A 14,963-nucleotide genomic window follows, 5' to 3' on the forward strand; every position below is an offset into this window, starting at 1 on the left:
GGTACGAATCTGACCCCCTCGACGTCATAAATCCCCGTCCCGGTCGACCGGCGTCACCCGCGCACGCTCGTTCGACACGACGCCGTGATCGGCGTCCGCGACGTCCGAGGGGATCGAGTCGGCGGTCCCGGCGTATCGAGATCGGAGCGAGGCCGCGACCGCGTCGCGCACGCAGACGCGCGCCGCCCGTCCGACCGGCGTAGCGCTTCCGGAGAACCGCGCGTGCTCGCCGTCGGGGTCGTCGCCGACCACGATCGCATCGGAAGTCGTCCCCGGAACTCCGGTCGTCGCGAGCAGCGTGGCGGCCTTGGCCTCGGCGACGACGGCGAGCAGGTTCGCGAGCGCGCCGGAGGCGAGCGACCGCGTGGTGACGGCGATCACGTTGACGGTGCCGTCGTGGCGGTGCTCGTCGAGGGACACCCCGCCGACATCCGCGTTCGGATCGCGATCCGCGATCGGCAACGCGGCGGGATTCGAAATGCCGGCGGTGGCGACGGCCGCGACCGGGCCGAGACGGGCACGTCGCGCGTGCGCCTGGTCGACCCCGGTGAGGAGCGCGGGGGCGGCGCCGGAGCCCGCACCCGATCCGAAGCCGGCCCGGTCGAGTCGCTCGGCGACGTAGGATCCGAGGTCCCGGTCGTCGAACCCGTCGGGAACGGTGAGGTTGTAGGCGGCGTCGGCGACTTCCTGCCCGCCGTCGAAACCGGTCGAGAGGAACCGCGTGTCCGGGCGCGCCAGCCGACAGACGCCGTCGGAGACGGTCGCCTCGAGGACCGGATCGGAACGTGGTGACGAACCGGATCCGGAGCCGGAATCGGGGCCGGAGTCGGAGCCGAAACGATCAGACATCGAGCGCCTCGAGGAGCCCGTCGTTCTCCGTCGGCCGACGCACGGCGACGCGAACGTGGCGATCGAGCGTGCGGAAGGTTCGAGCGTCCCGGATCGCGTAGCCGGCCTCGCGCGCGTCGTCGATCAACGCGTCGACGGACGCGTCGTCCGGGTCGACCTCGAGGAGCAGGAACGGGGCGTCGGAGGGGAACACTCGAAAGCGGGTCGCGAGGCGGTCGGCCATCCGTTCGCGCTCGCTCGCGACGCGCTGGCGGGTGCGTTCGAGGAACGCCCCGCGACCGAGACAGTGCGCGCCGACGGCGGCGGCCGGCGTGGAGAGCCCCCAGGACGGCCGCGCCGTCTCGAGCGCCTCGCGCCACTCGCCGGTCGCGACGAGGAACCCCGCACGCAGCCCCGGGAGACCGAAGACCTTCGTGAGCGATCGCGCGACGACGACGCCCGGTGCCGGACCGAGGCTCTCCCGATCGGTGAAATCGAGGAACGCCTCGTCGACGAGGAGCGGCGTGTCTCCCCCCCGACACCGCGCCGCGAACGCTTCCAGGTCCGGCTCCGGATACGCCTGGCCGGTCGGGTTGTTCGGGTGACAGACGACCGCGAGCGCGTACTCCGCCGGATCGGCCTCGAGGATCGACTCGTGGGAGACGAACTCCGGACTGCCACCCTGCAGGCGGACCTCGCGTGCGTACTCGCCGAAGGAGGGCTCGGGGAGGAGCACGCGGTCGCCCTCGGAGACCGCGATCGAACAGACGAGCCGGATCCCCGCGAGCGCGCCGGCGGTCGGGATCACCTCCGGGCCGTCACACCCCACGGCGTCGGCGGCGGCGGTTCGGAACTCGGTGTAGCCGTCCGACGGGTACCGCCGCGAGACGGAGAGGGCGGCCTCGTAGACCGGCGTGACGCCGGGGGGCGACTCGGGGTTCGTGTTCGCGCTGAAGTCGACCACGGCGGGGTCGCTCGTCCCGCCGTGGGGGACGCGGTCGAGGGCGGCGAGGGCGTCGCGGTCCATACGGTACGGAGGGCCGCGATCGGCTACAAAGGTTCCGCTCCCCACAACGTCGATCGGCGTCGGGGACCCGCGTCATCGATCGCCGCTTAGATCCGATCGCGTGCGACGGCGAGGTCGCCGGGACGGTTCACGTTCACGGCGAGGGCCGGATCGTCGCGAATCCACCGACGACCGGGCTCGTCGCGGTCTCCATCGTCACCGTCGTCATTCCCGTCGTCGTCACCTCCGTCGTCGCCGACGACGTTCAGCCCCGTCGGTGCGAGGGGCCGACCTCGGTCGTCGGAGCCGAGCGTGGCGTCGACGCTGACGCCGAGACGTCGTTTCGTCCCGGCCGGAACGCAAACCGAGAGCGAGCGCGGCACCGAACGATCGGATCCGGACGTCGCTACGTCCGGTCCGGTCCAGAACCGCTCGACGGTCGCGTCCACGTGGGACGCGCGAAGCAGCGGGAGGTCGGCGACGACTGTGAGTGCGGGCGTTCCGACCGTCTCGATCGCGGCTCGAAGATCCGCGACGTACCCCTCGCCGGTACCCTCGTGGACGACGAGATCGATCCCCTCGGCACGTCCGACCGCCTCGGGTCGGTCGGTCACATCGTCACGTCCGACCGCCTCGAGGTGTTCGATCGTCTCCGGCGCGTGCGGGGAGGCGACCGCGTGAACCGAACCGATCGAGTCCGCCTCGATCAGGGCAGAGAGGACGCGGTCGACCATCGGTCGCTCCCCGACCGTCACGAGCGGCTTCTCGTCGTACTCGACGTCGATCGTCCCCTCGGCTTCGTCCTCGCACGCGTCGAGGAGGCGCGTCCCCCGACCGCCACAGAGCAGGACGGCGGGAATCCGTGAGGACGCCGGAGGCGGCACGGTCGAGGACGACGGATCGGGGGTCACGCGATCGCCCACGCGATCACCCCCGCGTGTAGCGCGAGCGCCCGGCCGAGTTCGTTCGCGGCCCCGATCACGTCGCCGCTGACGCCGCCGAGCCACGACCGGGTGCGAACGAGGAGCACGACCGCGACCGCGGGCCCCGCGAGCAGCGCGGCGAGCGCGGGGATGTGAACGCCGAGCGGGAGGCCGGTCGCGACCTGAAACGAGGGACCGAGGACTACGGGAGACGCGAGGAGGGCCGCGGGAATCAGGGCTCGAGCGTCGGAGACGTCGACCAGTTGCGATCCGAGTCCCTCGTGGGCCGCGGTTCCGAGGGCGACGAGCAGCGCCATTCCGAGCTTGGCGCCGACCTCGGCGGCGAGGACGATCCGGGCGGCGTCGAGGGGACGCATCGACGGCGGCGAGGCCAGCCCGACGGCCCCGAGCGCGAGGACGAACAGGGTGACGACGAGCGCGAGCGCTCCGCCGACTCCGACGCCGGCGTCCCGAAGCGCCTCGCGTCGACGCTCCGGATCGTGGGCCGCGATCGCGTCGCCCAGGTCGGCCAGCCCGTCGGCGTGTGTGACGCCGGTCGACAGGTAGATGGCGAGCAGGTAGATCGCCGCGACGGTCGGCCAAGGGAACGGGAGGAGAAATCCGGCCCCCGCGACGGCGCCGACGAGCGCGCCGACGACCGGCATCGTCCACGGGGACCGCCGGAAGGCCCCGAAATCCGCCTCGGAACGGCCGGGGACCGGGATCCGGGTGAGAAACGCGACGGCACCGCGAACAGCGTGAACGGCGCTCGCTCCGCCGCCGTCGGAGCTGTCGAAGTCGTCGGACTCCGTCATACGACGAGGACCCCCTGCATCGACATCGACCCGACGACCGAGAGATCGACGACGCCCGCCGCGATCGTGGCGAGCGCGATCCCGAGCCACCCCGCCCGGTCGACGATCCGGACTCCGACCGCCGCGGTGGCGGCGTCCGGGAGGTCCCTCTCGGGGTTCAACGCGTAGGCACCCGGCTTCTCGAGCCGGCGGTCCAACGCGAGCGCGGCCGTCGCCATCGGCCAGCCGGAGTTCGGCGATTCGGGGACGGCGGCGAATCGGCGGGCGGCGAAAAGCGTCGCCGGCCGACCGGCCGCGAGCGCGACGAGCGCGGCGGAGACGCGCGCGGGGATCCACATCACGAGGTCGTCGAGCCGCGCCGGAGCCCACCCGATCCGGCGCGTGGGGTAGCCGACCATCGAGTCGAGGGTGTTGACGCCCTTCACCCACGCCGCCGCGCCGGCGGCGACCGACAACGCGAGGTCGGGCCGACCGGCCGCCGAGGCGATCGCCGCCCCGGTGACGAACCCGAGGAGAGGGGCGATCAGCCCGTCCGCGAGGTTCTCCGCCGCGCTCTCGACGGCCGCGGAGCGGACCTCGCCCGCGGAGAGATCGGTCGCGTCGCGACCCGCGAGCGCACGGAGGTCCTCGCGGGCGCGGGAGAGATCGGTCTCCGTTCGTTCGACGACACGGCCGGCGATCGCGATCAAGAGACGATGGCTGGAGCACGAGAACAGCACGACTGCGGCGAGCGCGGCCACGAGTACGCCGTCCAAACGGCCGAGCAGTCCCGAACCGGCTCGAGCGAGCGACCCCGAAACGATCCCGACTTCGAAAACGGTCCAGACGTCAAGGACGGCCCCGCCGAGGAGGACGGTCGCGGCGGCGAGGCCGCCGAACCCGATCGGGATCGAGACGGCGAGGACGATGCCCGCCGCCCGTGAGTCCGAGAGGATCCGATCGAGGCGCTCGACGACGGCGCCGAGACGGGCGACCGGGTGGAGACGACCGGGGAGCTCGGCGAACGCGCGATCGAGGACGGCCGCCATCACCACCGCGAGGGCGGCCGACCCAGTCACCGGGCGGTCACCGCCTGGCCTCCAGTCGCGTCGAGAGCTCGGAGAGGGGCGTCTCCGTGACGTCGAGGAAGCGACCGCCGAGATCGGCGATCCCGCCGTCCTCGCTGGGGTCGTCGCCGACGTGGATGAGGTCCTCGACGTCGACGCCGAGGGCGGCCGCGGCGGCCTCGAACGCCTTCGGGTGGGGCTTCCGCCAGCCGCAGCCGATGCTCGTGGTCACCGCGTCGAACTCGCCGCGGAGGCCGGCCCGAACGAGCGTTCGGGGGACGAGTTCGGGGACCGAGCAGTTGGAGAGGATCCCGACCGGGCCGCGGTCGTTGGCAGCGGCGATCGCATCACGGGCGCCCTCCCGAACCGTCACGTCGGGGTCGAATGCGGAGACGACCGCGTGGCGGGCGGCGTTGTCGGAGACGTCGACGCCGCGCGAGGCGAGCGCGCGGCCGACGTGAGCGGGCAGGGGAACGGCGGCACCCTCGGGGGCGTCGACGTGGACCTCGCCGTAGGCGACGTGCCAGTCGTCCGGAACCGTGACGTCTCGGGCCTCGAGTTCGCGGGCGACGGCCTCGGCGGGGTCGGTCGGATACTCGATGTCGACGAGCGTGCCGAACAGATCGAAGGTGACTGCCACGTTGAAAAGCCGTAGGAGCGTGCCGGGATTGAACCTGTCGATCGGGGGGACGGGAGGACCGTCGAACCGGCGACCGATCAGACCTGCCGGGCGAACGCGAGGGTGCCGGAGACGTTCTCGATGTACGCGCGAACGGTCTCGCCCTCGGAGGCGCCGGGCACGAAGATCGTGTACTCGCCGCGCTCCGCGACGCCGTCGCCCTTGCGACCGGTGCCGACGATCTCGACCTCGTAGGTGGTTCCCTCCTCGACCGCCTCGGCGCGCGTCCGGCTCGTGGTCGTTTGCTTCGCGACCGGACGGAACGCGCCGCACGCCTCACACCGAAGCATCGGCGTGCGGTCCTCGGTCACGAGTCGCGTGTCGGGGAGACCACACTCGGAACAGGTCACGTAGGAGGCGACGTAGGCGTCGATCGCCTCCTGGAAGTCGTCGGTGCGGAAGTTGCCGTTGTACCGTGCGACCCCGTTTTCGTACTGCCCGGCGGTACCGAGCTCGCGCTGGATGTTCGAGTGGACGTGTTCCGGGTCACGCGAGAGCGCGTCGGCGATGGCGGAGAGGTTCGTGAGTCGGGTGAACGCGCCGTCCTTCTGGGCGGTCGGGTCCGGAACGCGGAGGCGCTCGTCGTCGCCGCCCAGATCCGGGAGCGCGTCGATCGCGCGGTCGAGACTGGCCTGGTAGTCCATACGGCGATGAGACGACAGAGACGGAAATCGCTTCCGGGTCGTGAGACGACACGGAAACCCTCTCCGAGTCGCGAGACGAACACGGGAGGGGCGCGTCGGACGAGCGTGATCACGAGTGACCGACGACCGTCCGACACGGAGGAAGATACTTATACGTACCGTCAATATCGGGAGACGGACCATGAGCAAGATCACGTTCCGCGCCGACGACGACCTCGTCGATCGCCTGGAGGAGTACGACGCCTCCAAAAGCGAGGTCATGCGGAAGGCGCTCCGCACCTTCCTCGAGGAGGCGGAGGACGCCGATCCGCAGGAGTCCGGATCCGCGTCCGACGTCGACGACGCGATCGCGGAACGTGTCGACGATCTGATCGCGGAGCGGCTGGACGCGGCCCTGGACGAGCGGTTGGGTCCCGATCGATCCGGCCGTCTCGAACCCCACGGCGCGTATACGCCCGAATCGGGGCGGGATATCAACGTAAACGTTACACTCGACGGGGTTTCCGTCGACCGGTCCGACGCGGTCGACGAGGAGGAGCCCGCTCCGACCGACCAGGACCCTGAGCGTAAGACGCGTGCCGAAAACGCCACCGAACGCGCGCAAACGGACCGTAAAACGTGCGGAAGCTGTGGCGAGAACATGCCGGAAGACCACGTTTACTGCCCGAATTGTGGGGAAAAGAGATCCCACCGCGTGTTCTGTGAGTGCGGCGACGAGATCCGATCTGACTGGTCGTTCTGTCCCGGATGCGGCCGGAGAACCCCGGCTGCGGACGTCCTCGATACACCCTAAACCCACGTAAACGGGGGTTCGCACATCGTATACGTCGGTTCAGCAGTTTTGTCTTACACCCGCCGGTAGTTTTAAGTATTCTGCCCATGAGGGTTCATCCGCGTAAGACGGTCGTCTTACAGACGATCGCCACGTCGGCGATTCGGTCGCCGGCGGGCGGTTTTCGTCCGTAGGACACGCACCGGACGCGATATCACCGTCTTACCGGGGGAATGACCATGGAGCGTGTGACACTACGAATCCCGAAACAGCAGATCGAGGAGGTCGAACAGATGGTCGAAACGGGCGAGTTCCCGAACCGGAGCGAGGCGATCCGGTCGGCCGTCCGTGAGATGTTGAACGAACAGGACGGCGAACACGAGACCCGTCGGCGCGCCGAGCGCACCTGGGCGAAGGTGTAACGATGCAGGACATCGTTCAGGACGCACTCGAGAACGCGGAAGCCGAAAAGCGCGAGATGGACGAGGGGATGGACGACGACGACTTCGGCGATCCACGGATCGTCATCGTCGGCGCGGGAGGAGCCGGCAACAACACGATAAACCGGCTGTACAACATCGGCGTCGACGGCGCCGACACCGTCGCCATCAACACCGACAAACAGCACCTGAAGATGATCGAGGCCGACACGAAGATCCTCGTCGGCAAGTCGCTGACCTCCGGGCTCGGCGCGGGCGGCGACCCCAAGATGGGCGAGCGCGCGACCGAGATGGCCCAGGGGACGATAAAGGAGGTCCTCGGCGACGCGGACCTCGTCTTCGTCACCGCGGGCATGGGCGGCGGGACCGGTACCGGAGCCGCACCGGTGGTCTCGAAGATCGCCAAAGAGCAGGGCGCGATCGTCGTCGGGATGGTCTCGACGCCGTTCAACGTCGAGCGCGCCCGCACGGTGAAAGCCGAGGAGGGCCTCGAGGAGCTGCGCAACGAGGCCGACTCGATCATCGTGCTCGACAACAACCGCCTCCTCGATTACGTGCCGAACCTGCCGATCGGGAAGGCCTTCTCGGTGATGGACCAGATCATCGCCGAGACGGTCAAGGGGATCTCCGAGACGATCACCCAGCCGTCCCTGATCAACCTGGACTACGCGGACATGTCCACGATCATGAACCAGGGCGGCGTCGCGGTGATGCTCGTCGGCGAGACCCAGGACAAAAACAAGACCCAGGAGGTCGTGAGCGACGCGATGAACCACCCGCTTTTGGACGTCGACTACCGCGGCGCCTCGGGCGGGCTGGTGCACATCACGGGCGGTCCCGACCTGACCTTGAAGGAGGCAGAGGGGATCGCGGACAACATCACCGAGCGGCTGGAGGCGAGCGCCAACGTGATCTGGGGCGCCCGCATCCAGGAGGAGTACAAGGGCAAGGTCCGCGTCATGGCGATCATGACGGGGGTCCAGAGCGCCCAGGTGCTCGGTCCGTCGACCCAAAAGCAGGCTGACCGGTCGCGCGCGAGCATCAACGGCAGCGAGCCGGCCGATCCCACGGGCGGCAGCGCCGACGCCGCCAGCTGGGAGTCGGACGGCGGCACCGAGCCCACGGAACAGCACAACGGGCTCGACGTCATCCGATAACCGGATCGACGCCGTCCGCCGGTCCGTTCCGTTCGAAACGACACGCGCGAGGTCGCGCCGCCCGATCCACCGCGTTTTTTGCAGTTCCGTAGGACGACCGACAGACACAGGTACTCGGAGCCGGATGTACGGACGATGCTGGGGTTGGAACACGGGTTCCGGATCGTCGACGTCCACGCGCAGTTGGACCCCGACGAGGAGTCCGTGATCACCCACGGTCGCGACATCACGCCCGAGCGGCTCGAACGGGAGATGCACCAGGCGGGCGTGGTTCGCGCGATCGTCTCGCCGGGACGGCGACCGCCGGGAGAGAGCTACCTCCGGGTGAACAACGCGGTCGCGCGATTGAGCGTCGACCGGCCGTTCCTCGCGTTCGCCCGGCTCAACGGTCCCCGCGAGGCGGGGGGAACCCCGATCGACCGGGTTCGGAACCTCCGAACCGAGCGGGCGGACCATCACACCCGGCCGGACGACGTCGAGCAGTACGCCTACGACGACCGGTTTCACGGCTTCAGGATGGAGCCGGCCTACGACGGGATCCCGGAGGCGGACGTCCTCGACCAGCTCGAACGCGCCGGCCAGCCGGTGTTGGTCGACGGCGGGGCCGCCTTTCCGCCCGACAGGCTCGAGGAGACCCTGCTGGCCTACGAGTTCCCGGTGGTTCTGGGCAGCTTTGGCGGCTATCCCCTCGAGACGGGACTGATGCACGAGACGCTCGGCCTCCTCGAGGAGTACGACGATCTGTATCTCGACACGAGCGCGGTCCGCTTTCGCGACGTGCTCGAGACGGGACTGCTCGAGCACCCGGACCGGGTCCTCTTCGGCAGCGGCGTCCCGGACGTCCACCCGAACGTCGCCGTGATGGAGGTGTTGACCCTCGACGTCTCCGAGGACCTCATGCGGCGCGCGTTCACGAAGAACGCCTCGCGGGTGATCCCGGGACTGGCCGCGGGCGCGGATCTCTGAGAGCGGGATTCTGAGGACCGGGATTCGGAGCCAAAGTCGATCCGGCCGAGATCCATCCAGCGGTTGCCTGCCCGACGGTTACCGATCCGTATTCTTGGATCACATTTGGTTCAAGCTCCATCGATCACACACGACCCTGCACGTCCTTCCGATTCGTTTTTGAATGGGTCGGCCCTAACGGCCCCATGACCCGGATCGTCGTGGTGGACAACCACGGACAGTTCACCCACCTCGAGCGTCGTGCGCTGCGCGACGTCGGCGTGGACGCCGAGCTGATCGACAACGACACCCCGCCAGCCGAGATCGACGCCGACGGCATCGTTCTCTCGGGCGGGCCCGACATGGACCGCATCGGCCGCTGTCGCGAGTACCTCGAGTTGGACGTGCCGATCCTCGGGATCTGTCTCGGGATGCAGATCATGGCCGCGGAACTGGGCGGATCGGTCACGGGCGGCGAGTACGGCGGGTACGCCGACGTCGACGTGGAGATCGACGACGAGACCGATCCGCTCGTCGGGTCGCTGGCGCCGACCACGCGGGTGTGGGCGTCCCACGCCGACGAGGTCGAGACCCTGCCGGAGGGGTTCGTCCGGACCGCGAGCTCGGACGTCTGCGCGACGGAGGCGATCTCGAACGTCGAGGACGACCGCTACGGCGTTCAGTGGCACCCGGAGGTCGCACACACCGAGGAGGGCGAGGCGGTGTTCGAGAACTTCCTCGCGATCTGTGAGTCGCCGTGAGTTCCGGGGCTGAGACGCGGCGACACGTTTATGCTGGATCCGGAACAGTTCCACTCGAACATCGTGAGGAACGACCGAGAGGCAGGGTCGAACGCGGGGGGAACGCGTGAAGTCGATCGAGGAGCTCGGGGAGCGTTGGCACCGAATATTTCGAACCCTGGCGGCGGGGCCGCGTCGACAGCTGATCGGAGCGTTGATGGAGTCACCGCCGGAACGATCGCTGTCGCTTCCCGAGGCCGCGAACATGCCGGACTATCGGCTCGACCCCGAACGACTCACGCATGACCTCGTACACCACCACCTACCCATGATGGAACGCGCCGGCTTCATCGAGTGGAGACGGGAACCGTTCGAGGCGTCCAGAGGGGACCGATTCGAGGAGATCGCCGCGGTTCTCGAGGCGATCGCGAGCTACGAGGATCTACCCCAGCGGCTTCGAACCGGCTGTCACCTCTTCGAGAAGATCGGGGGGGATCGATGACCCGTCGATACGAGGTGATCCCCGACGTCGTCGAGGCCATAGCGGAGGTCGAGGGAGTCTCGCCGCACGAGCTCGAGTACACGCTGTACGAGCACATCGACGCCGAGGCGCTCGAGAAGCTCGTCACCTCTCCCCACCGCGAGTGGGAGCTCACGTTTCGGGTACCACGACATACGGTGACGGTTCGCGGAAGCGGACGGATCCTCGTCGACGGCGAGGTGGTCCGCGAGCTCGAGGGGGAGCCGTTCGAGAGGACGAGTTGAATCCGAACCGAGAGCGACCTACAGCCTGAAGGATCGTTCGATCCGCGCGCCGCAGCTGTCGCACTCGAGACGATACAGGATTCTGGATCCGGTGGTTGCCGCCTCCCACCGCGAGTCGGACTGGTCGGAGCCGCACGACTCACAGACTCGACGAGTGGCATCTAACCGCTCCCGGAGCCGGTCGAGGGGCGTGGTTCCGATCGTTTTTCCAGACATATGGTAACAATACACAAGGAACGGGGAAATACCTATCGGTCGCACGACACGGTCGGATCGAAAAGGACGGGGTTCGGCGCGTCAGGCTTCAAAAACGCCGATCAGGCGTAAAGTCCGATCAGACCTCGAGGAGGTCGTCGACCGCGTCGCCGGCGGCCGCGACCGCCTCCTCCGCGACCGCGTCCGGATCGGGATCGGTCTCCCCGTCGGGGGCGTTCAGATAGACGTCGACCTCGAGGACGCCGTCCTCGAAGGTCACGGTGACGTCGAGATCGTCGACGTCGGACTGTCGATACCGGGAGAAGACGACGCCCTCCGCCGCCTCGGCGGCGGCCTGGACGACCTCCTCGTCGGACGGCTCGTCAGTCCCGTCAGGACCCTCGCCGGACATCTACGCGCCGCCGGCGCCCGGACCGCCGGGACCCATCGGACCGCCGCCGCCGGCGCCGCCCTGCAGGAGCTGCTGGAGCTCCTCCTGGAGGCTCTCGAACTGCTCTTGGACGCGCTCCTCCTGTTTTTTCAGCTGCTCGACGCGGACCTCGAGCGAGTCGACCGTCTCCTCGAGGTCCTCGCGAGCGGACTCGTAGTCGGTCTCGACGAGGATCTCGCCGATCTCGCGGTACATCGTGGCGTCCTCGTCGACGTCGTCGAGCGCGTCGAGGGCGGTCTTCGAGTCGTTGAGGACCGTCTGGGACTGCTCCTTCTGTTGGGCGACCTGCTGGGCCGTCTCCTGAAGGTCCTGCAGCTCCTCGATCTTCTCCTGTGCTTCCGGCGGCATGTTGCCCTGCATGCACGGGAGGAGACGGTCCGGACTGAAAAACCCCCGACTTTGTCCCTCACGCCGACCCGTCGCCGCCCGCCCCACGCCGGCCGGCGATCGCGACGGTCTCCGCGACGTCGACGAGCCGCGTCCAGCTGTTGAATCCCGCACGGAGCGCGACGAGGTCGCGCGCGCGAACGCGAACGATCACGGTCGAGCCGTCCCGCTCGAGGTCGGCCCGCGATCGGTCGTCGTCGATCGCGTCGACCTCGGGGCTTAGGGCGTCCGCCACGGTCCGGGCGCGCTCGGCGTCGGCGTAGGGAAATCGGACCACGAGGTCGTGAACGAACGTCGAGTCGGCGTCGGTCTCGGCGATATCGGCGATATCGGGCCCACCGGGAGCGTCGTAGTCGGTCATGGATGGTGGATCGAATCGAGAACCGGCGCGAGAATCGTCGAGTCGGATCCGAAGCGGGAAGGGCGCGGTTCGGGGTCTACTCGACGTCGACTTCCTTGATGCCGCCGCCGCGTTCCTTGAGCAGGACTCGGTGGCCGCAGTAGGGACAGCGCACGCCACCGTACTCGTCGAGCGTGACGTCGCGCTTACAGCGGGAGCATCGGTAACTCATTATTCCTCGTCGGCGAGCGCCGCGCGGATCGATCGTCGCACGGTTCGTCCGCCGGGGGTCTCGGGGCGGTAGGCGCCGCCGGCGAAGGTCTCGCCGGTCTCCTCGTTCACCCAGATGCCGGTGCCGATCCGCTTTACGGAGTCGCCGTCGACGGTGGCCTCGCGCATCTCCCGCTCGATGTCCTGGACGCGTTTCCGGGCGACCCGCCCGTACCGCGCGCCGAAACGACCCGCGCTGCCGGTCGATCGTGCCTTCTTCTCGGCCATAGTACCGACTCCTACCGCCAGCACGAGTAAAAAGGCTACGAGTCGCTCCCGATGTGGGAACCGGAGACGGGCGTCCGCCGCCGATCGACGGCGTGTCGATCGCGGCGGTCGCGGAGGACGTCGACACCGACGCGCTCACAAGTCCGGACGACGAGGTCGGGACATGGACGAGATCGACGTCGAGCCGGTCGAGAGCGTCGAGGAGGGACGGGCCGGAGACGAGGACGCCGTGGACGACGATCGGCCGTCGGGAACGATGGCGTCCACGGACGCCGACCTCCCGACCGGGGTCGACGCCCCCGAGTACGTGCTCTACGGCGGCAAAGGCGGCGTCGGAAAGACGACGATGGCGGCCGCGACCGGCCTCTCCTCGGCCGCCGGGGGGACCGCGACGCTCGTGGTCTCGACCGACCCGGCCCACTCGCTTTCGGACACCTACGGCGTCGAGATCCCGCCGCGGCCGGCGCGGATCCGCGAGGACGTGCCGCTTTATGCGGCTGAGATCGACCCGGACGCCGCGATGGAGGAGGGACTCTTCGGCGCCGAGGGCGATCCGCTCGGCGGACTCGGCGATCTCGGCGGGATGGCCGGGACAGGAAACCCGGGCGCCGATCCGGACGCGACGGAACCCGGCCCGGACGGGGAGGGCCCCCTCGGCGGGTTGCTCGGCGGAACCATGCCCGGCGCGGACGAGGCGGCCGCGATGCGCCAGCTGCTCGAGTACCTCGACGACCCGCGGTTCGACCGCGTGGTCGTCGACACCGCGCCGACCGGACACACGCTCCGGCTGCTCCAGCTGCCGGAGATCATGGACTCGATGATCGGCCGGGTGATGAAGATGCGCCAGCAGTTCTCCGGCATGATGGAGGGCATAAAGGGGATGTTCGGCGCCAGCGACGGGGACGCCGACCCGAGCGCCGACCTCGACGACCTCAGAGAGCGGATCGAGCGCCTCCGGGCCGTCCTTCGCGATCCCGACCGGACCGACTTCCGCGTCGTGATGATCCCCGAGGAGATGGGGGTGATGGAGTCCGAGCGGCTCGTCGACCGGCTCGACGAGTTCGGAATTCCGGTCGGGACGATCGTCGTCAACCGGGTGATGGAGGACCTCGCGGACGTCGCCGACGTCGATCCGGAGTGGGTCGTGACGCCGAACCACGAGGACTGTGCGTTCTGCGAGCGCCGCTGGCAGGTACAGCGCGACGCGCTCGCGCGGGCGACCGACCTGTTCCGGGGTCGCGAGGTGAAACGCGTCCCGCTGCTCGCCGACGAGGTGCGCGGCGAGGACGCGCTGCGGGTCGTCGCGACCTGCCTGGAGTGACCGGCCGGTGATGAAACTGGGGTGGTCGGCCGAACAATGGAACTCGAGTGACGGACCGGAGATCACGCCCGGCGTTCGAGGGATCGAGCTATCGTGAGAGCTTCCGCAACAGGTCGTATGCCGCGTCCCGCACGCCGTCCGGGAGGTGTCGCGCGAGCACGGCCGCACGCGGGAGGGTTCCGGGCTGGACGCGAGCGGGCGGCTGCGTCATGCTCGCGGCGTTCACGACGGCGTCCGCGACCGTCTCCGGCTCGACCGATCCGGGCCCGTCGCCGGCGACGAGCTGGGTGTCCTCGAAGACGCGGTAGAACTCCTCGTAGGCGCCCGACCGGCCGTCGTCGGAGCCACTGGAGGACGAATCGTCCGAACGGACCTCACGGTCGGCACGCTCGGAGAACGCGGTTCGGACCGGGCCGGGTTCGACGACCACGACGTCGACGTCGTACTCCGCCAGCTCGTTTCGGAGCGCATCGGACATCGCCTCGAGCGCGTGTTTCGAGCCGGAATAGACGCCGGTTCCGGGCATCGAGAGCCGGCCGAGGACCGAGGAGACGTTGATGATCGTCCCGTCCCGTTCGCGACGCATGCTCGGCAGGACGGCCCGCGCGAGCCGGTGGGGGCCGTAGACGTTCACGTCGAACTGGTCGTGGACGTCCGCGACTGGGACGTCCTCGATCGGTCCGAACCGTCCGTATCCGGCGTTGTTGACGAGACAGTCGATCGCGCCCTCCTCGTCGAGGATCCGGTCGACGACGCGCTCGACGTCCCCGTCGTCCGTGACGTCGAGGGTCGCGATCTCACAGCCGGCCTCGCCGAGCGTCTGGACGTCGGCGGGGTTGCGTGCGGTCGCGTACACGGTCCAGTCCTCCTCGAGGAACGCGAGCGCGCTCGCCCGACCGATCCCGGAGGAACAGCCCGTGATGAGTACCGTCTCTTGCACACTCGCCCCTCGTTCGGCAGGGCCATAACTCCCACCGTTCCGATCGAACGGACCGTCCGGCGGATCGAACG

At 69.1% G+C, this 14,963-nt stretch carries 22 protein-coding genes; 8 read left to right on the forward strand and 14 right to left on the reverse strand.

The window, feature by feature from the left end; all coding sequences use genetic code 11:
• Positions 1-24 precede the first annotated feature (24 nt).
• The 7 genes from ACZ5YD_RS08400 to ACZ5YD_RS08430 all read right to left on the reverse strand — a co-directional run bounded on the left by ACZ5YD_RS08400 (position 25) and on the right by ACZ5YD_RS08430 (position 5,941).
• Positions 25-849, reverse strand: a complete 825-nt coding sequence (locus tag ACZ5YD_RS08400; protein ID WP_379742277.1) for an adenosylcobinamide amidohydrolase — start codon at positions 847-849, stop codon at positions 25-27.
• Positions 842-1,855 (reverse strand): threonine-phosphate decarboxylase, encoded by a 1,014-nt coding sequence (locus tag ACZ5YD_RS08405; protein WP_379742280.1) that lies wholly within the window; start codon positions 1,853-1,855, stop codon positions 842-844. The genes ACZ5YD_RS08400 and ACZ5YD_RS08405 overlap by 8 nt, the downstream gene beginning before the upstream one ends.
• A gap of 86 nt (positions 1,856-1,941) precedes the next feature.
• A complete protein-coding gene (locus tag ACZ5YD_RS08410) occupies positions 1,942-2,757 on the reverse strand; it encodes an NTP transferase domain-containing protein (RefSeq protein WP_379742283.1) in 816 nt (271 codons plus the stop codon).
• On the reverse strand, positions 2,742-3,572 hold the full coding sequence (gene cobS, locus ACZ5YD_RS08415) for an adenosylcobinamide-GDP ribazoletransferase (RefSeq protein ID WP_379742286.1): 831 nt from the start codon (positions 3,570-3,572) through the stop codon (positions 2,742-2,744). The genes ACZ5YD_RS08410 and cobS overlap by 16 nt, the downstream gene beginning before the upstream one ends.
• Complete coding sequence (locus tag ACZ5YD_RS08420; protein WP_379743056.1) at positions 3,569-4,600, reverse strand: CobD/CbiB family cobalamin biosynthesis protein; 1,032 nt, start codon at positions 4,598-4,600, stop codon at positions 3,569-3,571. The genes cobS and ACZ5YD_RS08420 overlap by 4 nt, the downstream gene beginning before the upstream one ends.
• A gap of 37 nt (positions 4,601-4,637) precedes the next feature.
• Positions 4,638-5,258 carry an HAD family hydrolase gene (locus ACZ5YD_RS08425; protein ID WP_379742288.1) on the reverse strand — a complete coding sequence of 207 codons (621 nt, stop codon included), beginning with the start codon at positions 5,256-5,258 and terminating at the stop codon, positions 4,638-4,640.
• A 77-nt stretch (positions 5,259-5,335) separates the two neighbouring features.
• A complete protein-coding gene (locus ACZ5YD_RS08430; protein ID WP_379742291.1) occupies positions 5,336-5,941 on the reverse strand; it encodes a translation initiation factor IF-2 subunit beta in 606 nt (201 codons plus the stop codon).
• A 181-nt stretch (positions 5,942-6,122) separates the two neighbouring features.
• Here ACZ5YD_RS08430 and ACZ5YD_RS08435 point away from each other — a divergent pair, with 181 nt between their 5' ends.
• From ACZ5YD_RS08435 to ACZ5YD_RS08465, 7 genes are all read left to right on the forward strand, one after another.
• Positions 6,123-6,734 carry a double zinc ribbon domain-containing protein gene (locus ACZ5YD_RS08435; protein ID WP_379742294.1) on the forward strand — a complete coding sequence of 204 codons (612 nt, stop codon included), beginning with the start codon at positions 6,123-6,125 and terminating at the stop codon, positions 6,732-6,734.
• Positions 6,735-6,952: 218 nt separating this feature from the next.
• Positions 6,953-7,135 carry a ribbon-helix-helix domain-containing protein gene (locus ACZ5YD_RS08440; RefSeq protein WP_379742297.1) on the forward strand — a complete coding sequence of 61 codons (183 nt, stop codon included), beginning with the start codon at positions 6,953-6,955 and terminating at the stop codon, positions 7,133-7,135.
• A 2-nt stretch (positions 7,136-7,137) separates the two neighbouring features.
• Positions 7,138-8,310, forward strand: a complete 1,173-nt coding sequence (gene ftsZ, locus ACZ5YD_RS08445; protein ID WP_379742300.1) for a cell division protein FtsZ — start codon at positions 7,138-7,140, stop codon at positions 8,308-8,310.
• Between the two features lie 135 nt (positions 8,311-8,445).
• Complete coding sequence (locus tag ACZ5YD_RS08450; protein ID WP_379742303.1) at positions 8,446-9,276, forward strand: amidohydrolase family protein; 831 nt, start codon at positions 8,446-8,448, stop codon at positions 9,274-9,276.
• A 185-nt stretch (positions 9,277-9,461) separates the two neighbouring features.
• Positions 9,462-10,016: a GMP synthase subunit A gene (locus ACZ5YD_RS08455; protein WP_379742306.1), complete on the forward strand. Its 555-nt coding sequence runs from the start codon at positions 9,462-9,464 to the stop codon at positions 10,014-10,016.
• 106 nt (positions 10,017-10,122) lie between these two features.
• Positions 10,123-10,497, forward strand: coding sequence for a hypothetical protein (locus ACZ5YD_RS08460; RefSeq protein ID WP_379742309.1), 375 nt, complete (start codon positions 10,123-10,125; stop codon positions 10,495-10,497).
• A complete protein-coding gene (locus ACZ5YD_RS08465) occupies positions 10,494-10,760 on the forward strand; it encodes a HalOD1 output domain-containing protein (RefSeq protein WP_379742312.1) in 267 nt (88 codons plus the stop codon). The genes ACZ5YD_RS08460 and ACZ5YD_RS08465 overlap by 4 nt, the downstream gene beginning before the upstream one ends.
• An 18-nt stretch (positions 10,761-10,778) precedes the next feature.
• Here the strand turns inward: ACZ5YD_RS08465 and ACZ5YD_RS08470 are convergent, their stop codons facing one another.
• The 6 genes from ACZ5YD_RS08470 to ACZ5YD_RS08495 form a co-directional block, all read right to left on the reverse strand.
• A complete protein-coding gene (locus tag ACZ5YD_RS08470; RefSeq protein WP_379742315.1) occupies positions 10,779-10,976 on the reverse strand; it encodes an HVO_0649 family zinc finger protein in 198 nt (65 codons plus the stop codon).
• A 118-nt stretch (positions 10,977-11,094) separates the two neighbouring features.
• Entirely contained in the window at positions 11,095-11,367 is a 273-nt protein-coding gene (locus tag ACZ5YD_RS08475) for a DUF3194 domain-containing protein (RefSeq protein WP_379742318.1), read from the reverse strand.
• A complete protein-coding gene (locus ACZ5YD_RS08480; RefSeq protein WP_379743059.1) occupies positions 11,368-11,754 on the reverse strand; it encodes a prefoldin subunit beta in 387 nt (128 codons plus the stop codon).
• Between the two features lie 58 nt (positions 11,755-11,812).
• Positions 11,813-12,154, reverse strand: a complete 342-nt coding sequence (locus tag ACZ5YD_RS08485; RefSeq protein WP_379742321.1) for a KEOPS complex subunit Pcc1 — start codon at positions 12,152-12,154, stop codon at positions 11,813-11,815.
• A 76-nt stretch (positions 12,155-12,230) separates the two neighbouring features.
• Positions 12,231-12,365 carry a DNA-directed RNA polymerase subunit P gene (locus tag ACZ5YD_RS08490; RefSeq protein ID WP_379742324.1) on the reverse strand — a complete coding sequence of 45 codons (135 nt, stop codon included), beginning with the start codon at positions 12,363-12,365 and terminating at the stop codon, positions 12,231-12,233.
• Entirely contained in the window at positions 12,365-12,631 is a 267-nt protein-coding gene (locus ACZ5YD_RS08495) for a 50S ribosomal protein L37ae (protein WP_379742327.1), read from the reverse strand. Before ACZ5YD_RS08495 ends, ACZ5YD_RS08490 begins: the two co-directional genes overlap by 1 nt.
• 163 nt (positions 12,632-12,794) lie before the next feature.
• Here ACZ5YD_RS08495 and ACZ5YD_RS08500 point away from each other — a divergent pair, with 163 nt between their 5' ends.
• Entirely contained in the window at positions 12,795-13,952 is a 1,158-nt protein-coding gene (locus tag ACZ5YD_RS08500; protein WP_379742330.1) for an ArsA family ATPase, read from the forward strand.
• A gap of 88 nt (positions 13,953-14,040) precedes the next feature.
• Here the strand turns inward: ACZ5YD_RS08500 and ACZ5YD_RS08505 are convergent, their stop codons facing one another.
• Positions 14,041-14,892, reverse strand: coding sequence for an SDR family oxidoreductase (locus tag ACZ5YD_RS08505; protein ID WP_379742333.1), 852 nt, complete (start codon positions 14,890-14,892; stop codon positions 14,041-14,043).
• Positions 14,893-14,963 lie beyond the last annotated feature (71 nt).

This window comes from Halopenitus salinus, from assembly GCF_055397165.1.

Bases quoted from the DNA above. Each gene is read 5' to 3' on its own strand.
- ACZ5YD_RS08400 (WP_379742277.1), bottom strand. From the start codon at position 849: ATGTCTGATCGTTTCGGCTCCGACTCCGGCCCCGATTCCGGCTCCGGA.
- ACZ5YD_RS08405 (WP_379742280.1), bottom strand. From the start codon at position 1,855: ATGGACCGCGACGCCCTCGCCGCCCTCGACCGCGTCCCCCACGGCGGG.
- cobS (WP_379742286.1), bottom strand. From the start codon at position 3,572: ATGACGGAGTCCGACGACTTCGACAGCTCCGACGGCGGCGGAGCGAGC.
- ACZ5YD_RS08420 (WP_379743056.1), bottom strand. From the start codon at position 4,600: ATGGCGGCCGTCCTCGATCGCGCGTTCGCCGAGCTCCCCGGTCGTCTC.
- ACZ5YD_RS08430 (WP_379742291.1), bottom strand. From the start codon at position 5,941: ATGGACTACCAGGCCAGTCTCGACCGCGCGATCGACGCGCTCCCGGAT.
- ACZ5YD_RS08435 (WP_379742294.1), top strand. From the start codon at position 6,123: ATGAGCAAGATCACGTTCCGCGCCGACGACGACCTCGTCGATCGCCTG.
- ACZ5YD_RS08440 (WP_379742297.1), top strand. From the start codon at position 6,953: ATGGAGCGTGTGACACTACGAATCCCGAAACAGCAGATCGAGGAGGTC.
- ftsZ (WP_379742300.1), top strand. From the start codon at position 7,138: ATGCAGGACATCGTTCAGGACGCACTCGAGAACGCGGAAGCCGAAAAG.
- ACZ5YD_RS08450 (WP_379742303.1), top strand. From the start codon at position 8,446: ATGCTGGGGTTGGAACACGGGTTCCGGATCGTCGACGTCCACGCGCAG.
- ACZ5YD_RS08455 (WP_379742306.1), top strand. From the start codon at position 9,462: ATGACCCGGATCGTCGTGGTGGACAACCACGGACAGTTCACCCACCTC.
- ACZ5YD_RS08465 (WP_379742312.1), top strand. From the start codon at position 10,494: ATGACCCGTCGATACGAGGTGATCCCCGACGTCGTCGAGGCCATAGCG.
- ACZ5YD_RS08470 (WP_379742315.1), bottom strand. From the start codon at position 10,976: ATGTCTGGAAAAACGATCGGAACCACGCCCCTCGACCGGCTCCGGGAG.
- ACZ5YD_RS08475 (WP_379742318.1), bottom strand. From the start codon at position 11,367: ATGTCCGGCGAGGGTCCTGACGGGACTGACGAGCCGTCCGACGAGGAG.
- ACZ5YD_RS08480 (WP_379743059.1), bottom strand. From the start codon at position 11,754: ATGCCGCCGGAAGCACAGGAGAAGATCGAGGAGCTGCAGGACCTTCAG.
- ACZ5YD_RS08485 (WP_379742321.1), bottom strand. From the start codon at position 12,154: ATGACCGACTACGACGCTCCCGGTGGGCCCGATATCGCCGATATCGCC.
- ACZ5YD_RS08490 (WP_379742324.1), bottom strand. From the start codon at position 12,365: ATGAGTTACCGATGCTCCCGCTGTAAGCGCGACGTCACGCTCGACGAG.
- ACZ5YD_RS08495 (WP_379742327.1), bottom strand. From the start codon at position 12,631: ATGGCCGAGAAGAAGGCACGATCGACCGGCAGCGCGGGTCGTTTCGGC.
- ACZ5YD_RS08500 (WP_379742330.1), top strand. From the start codon at position 12,795: ATGGACGAGATCGACGTCGAGCCGGTCGAGAGCGTCGAGGAGGGACGG.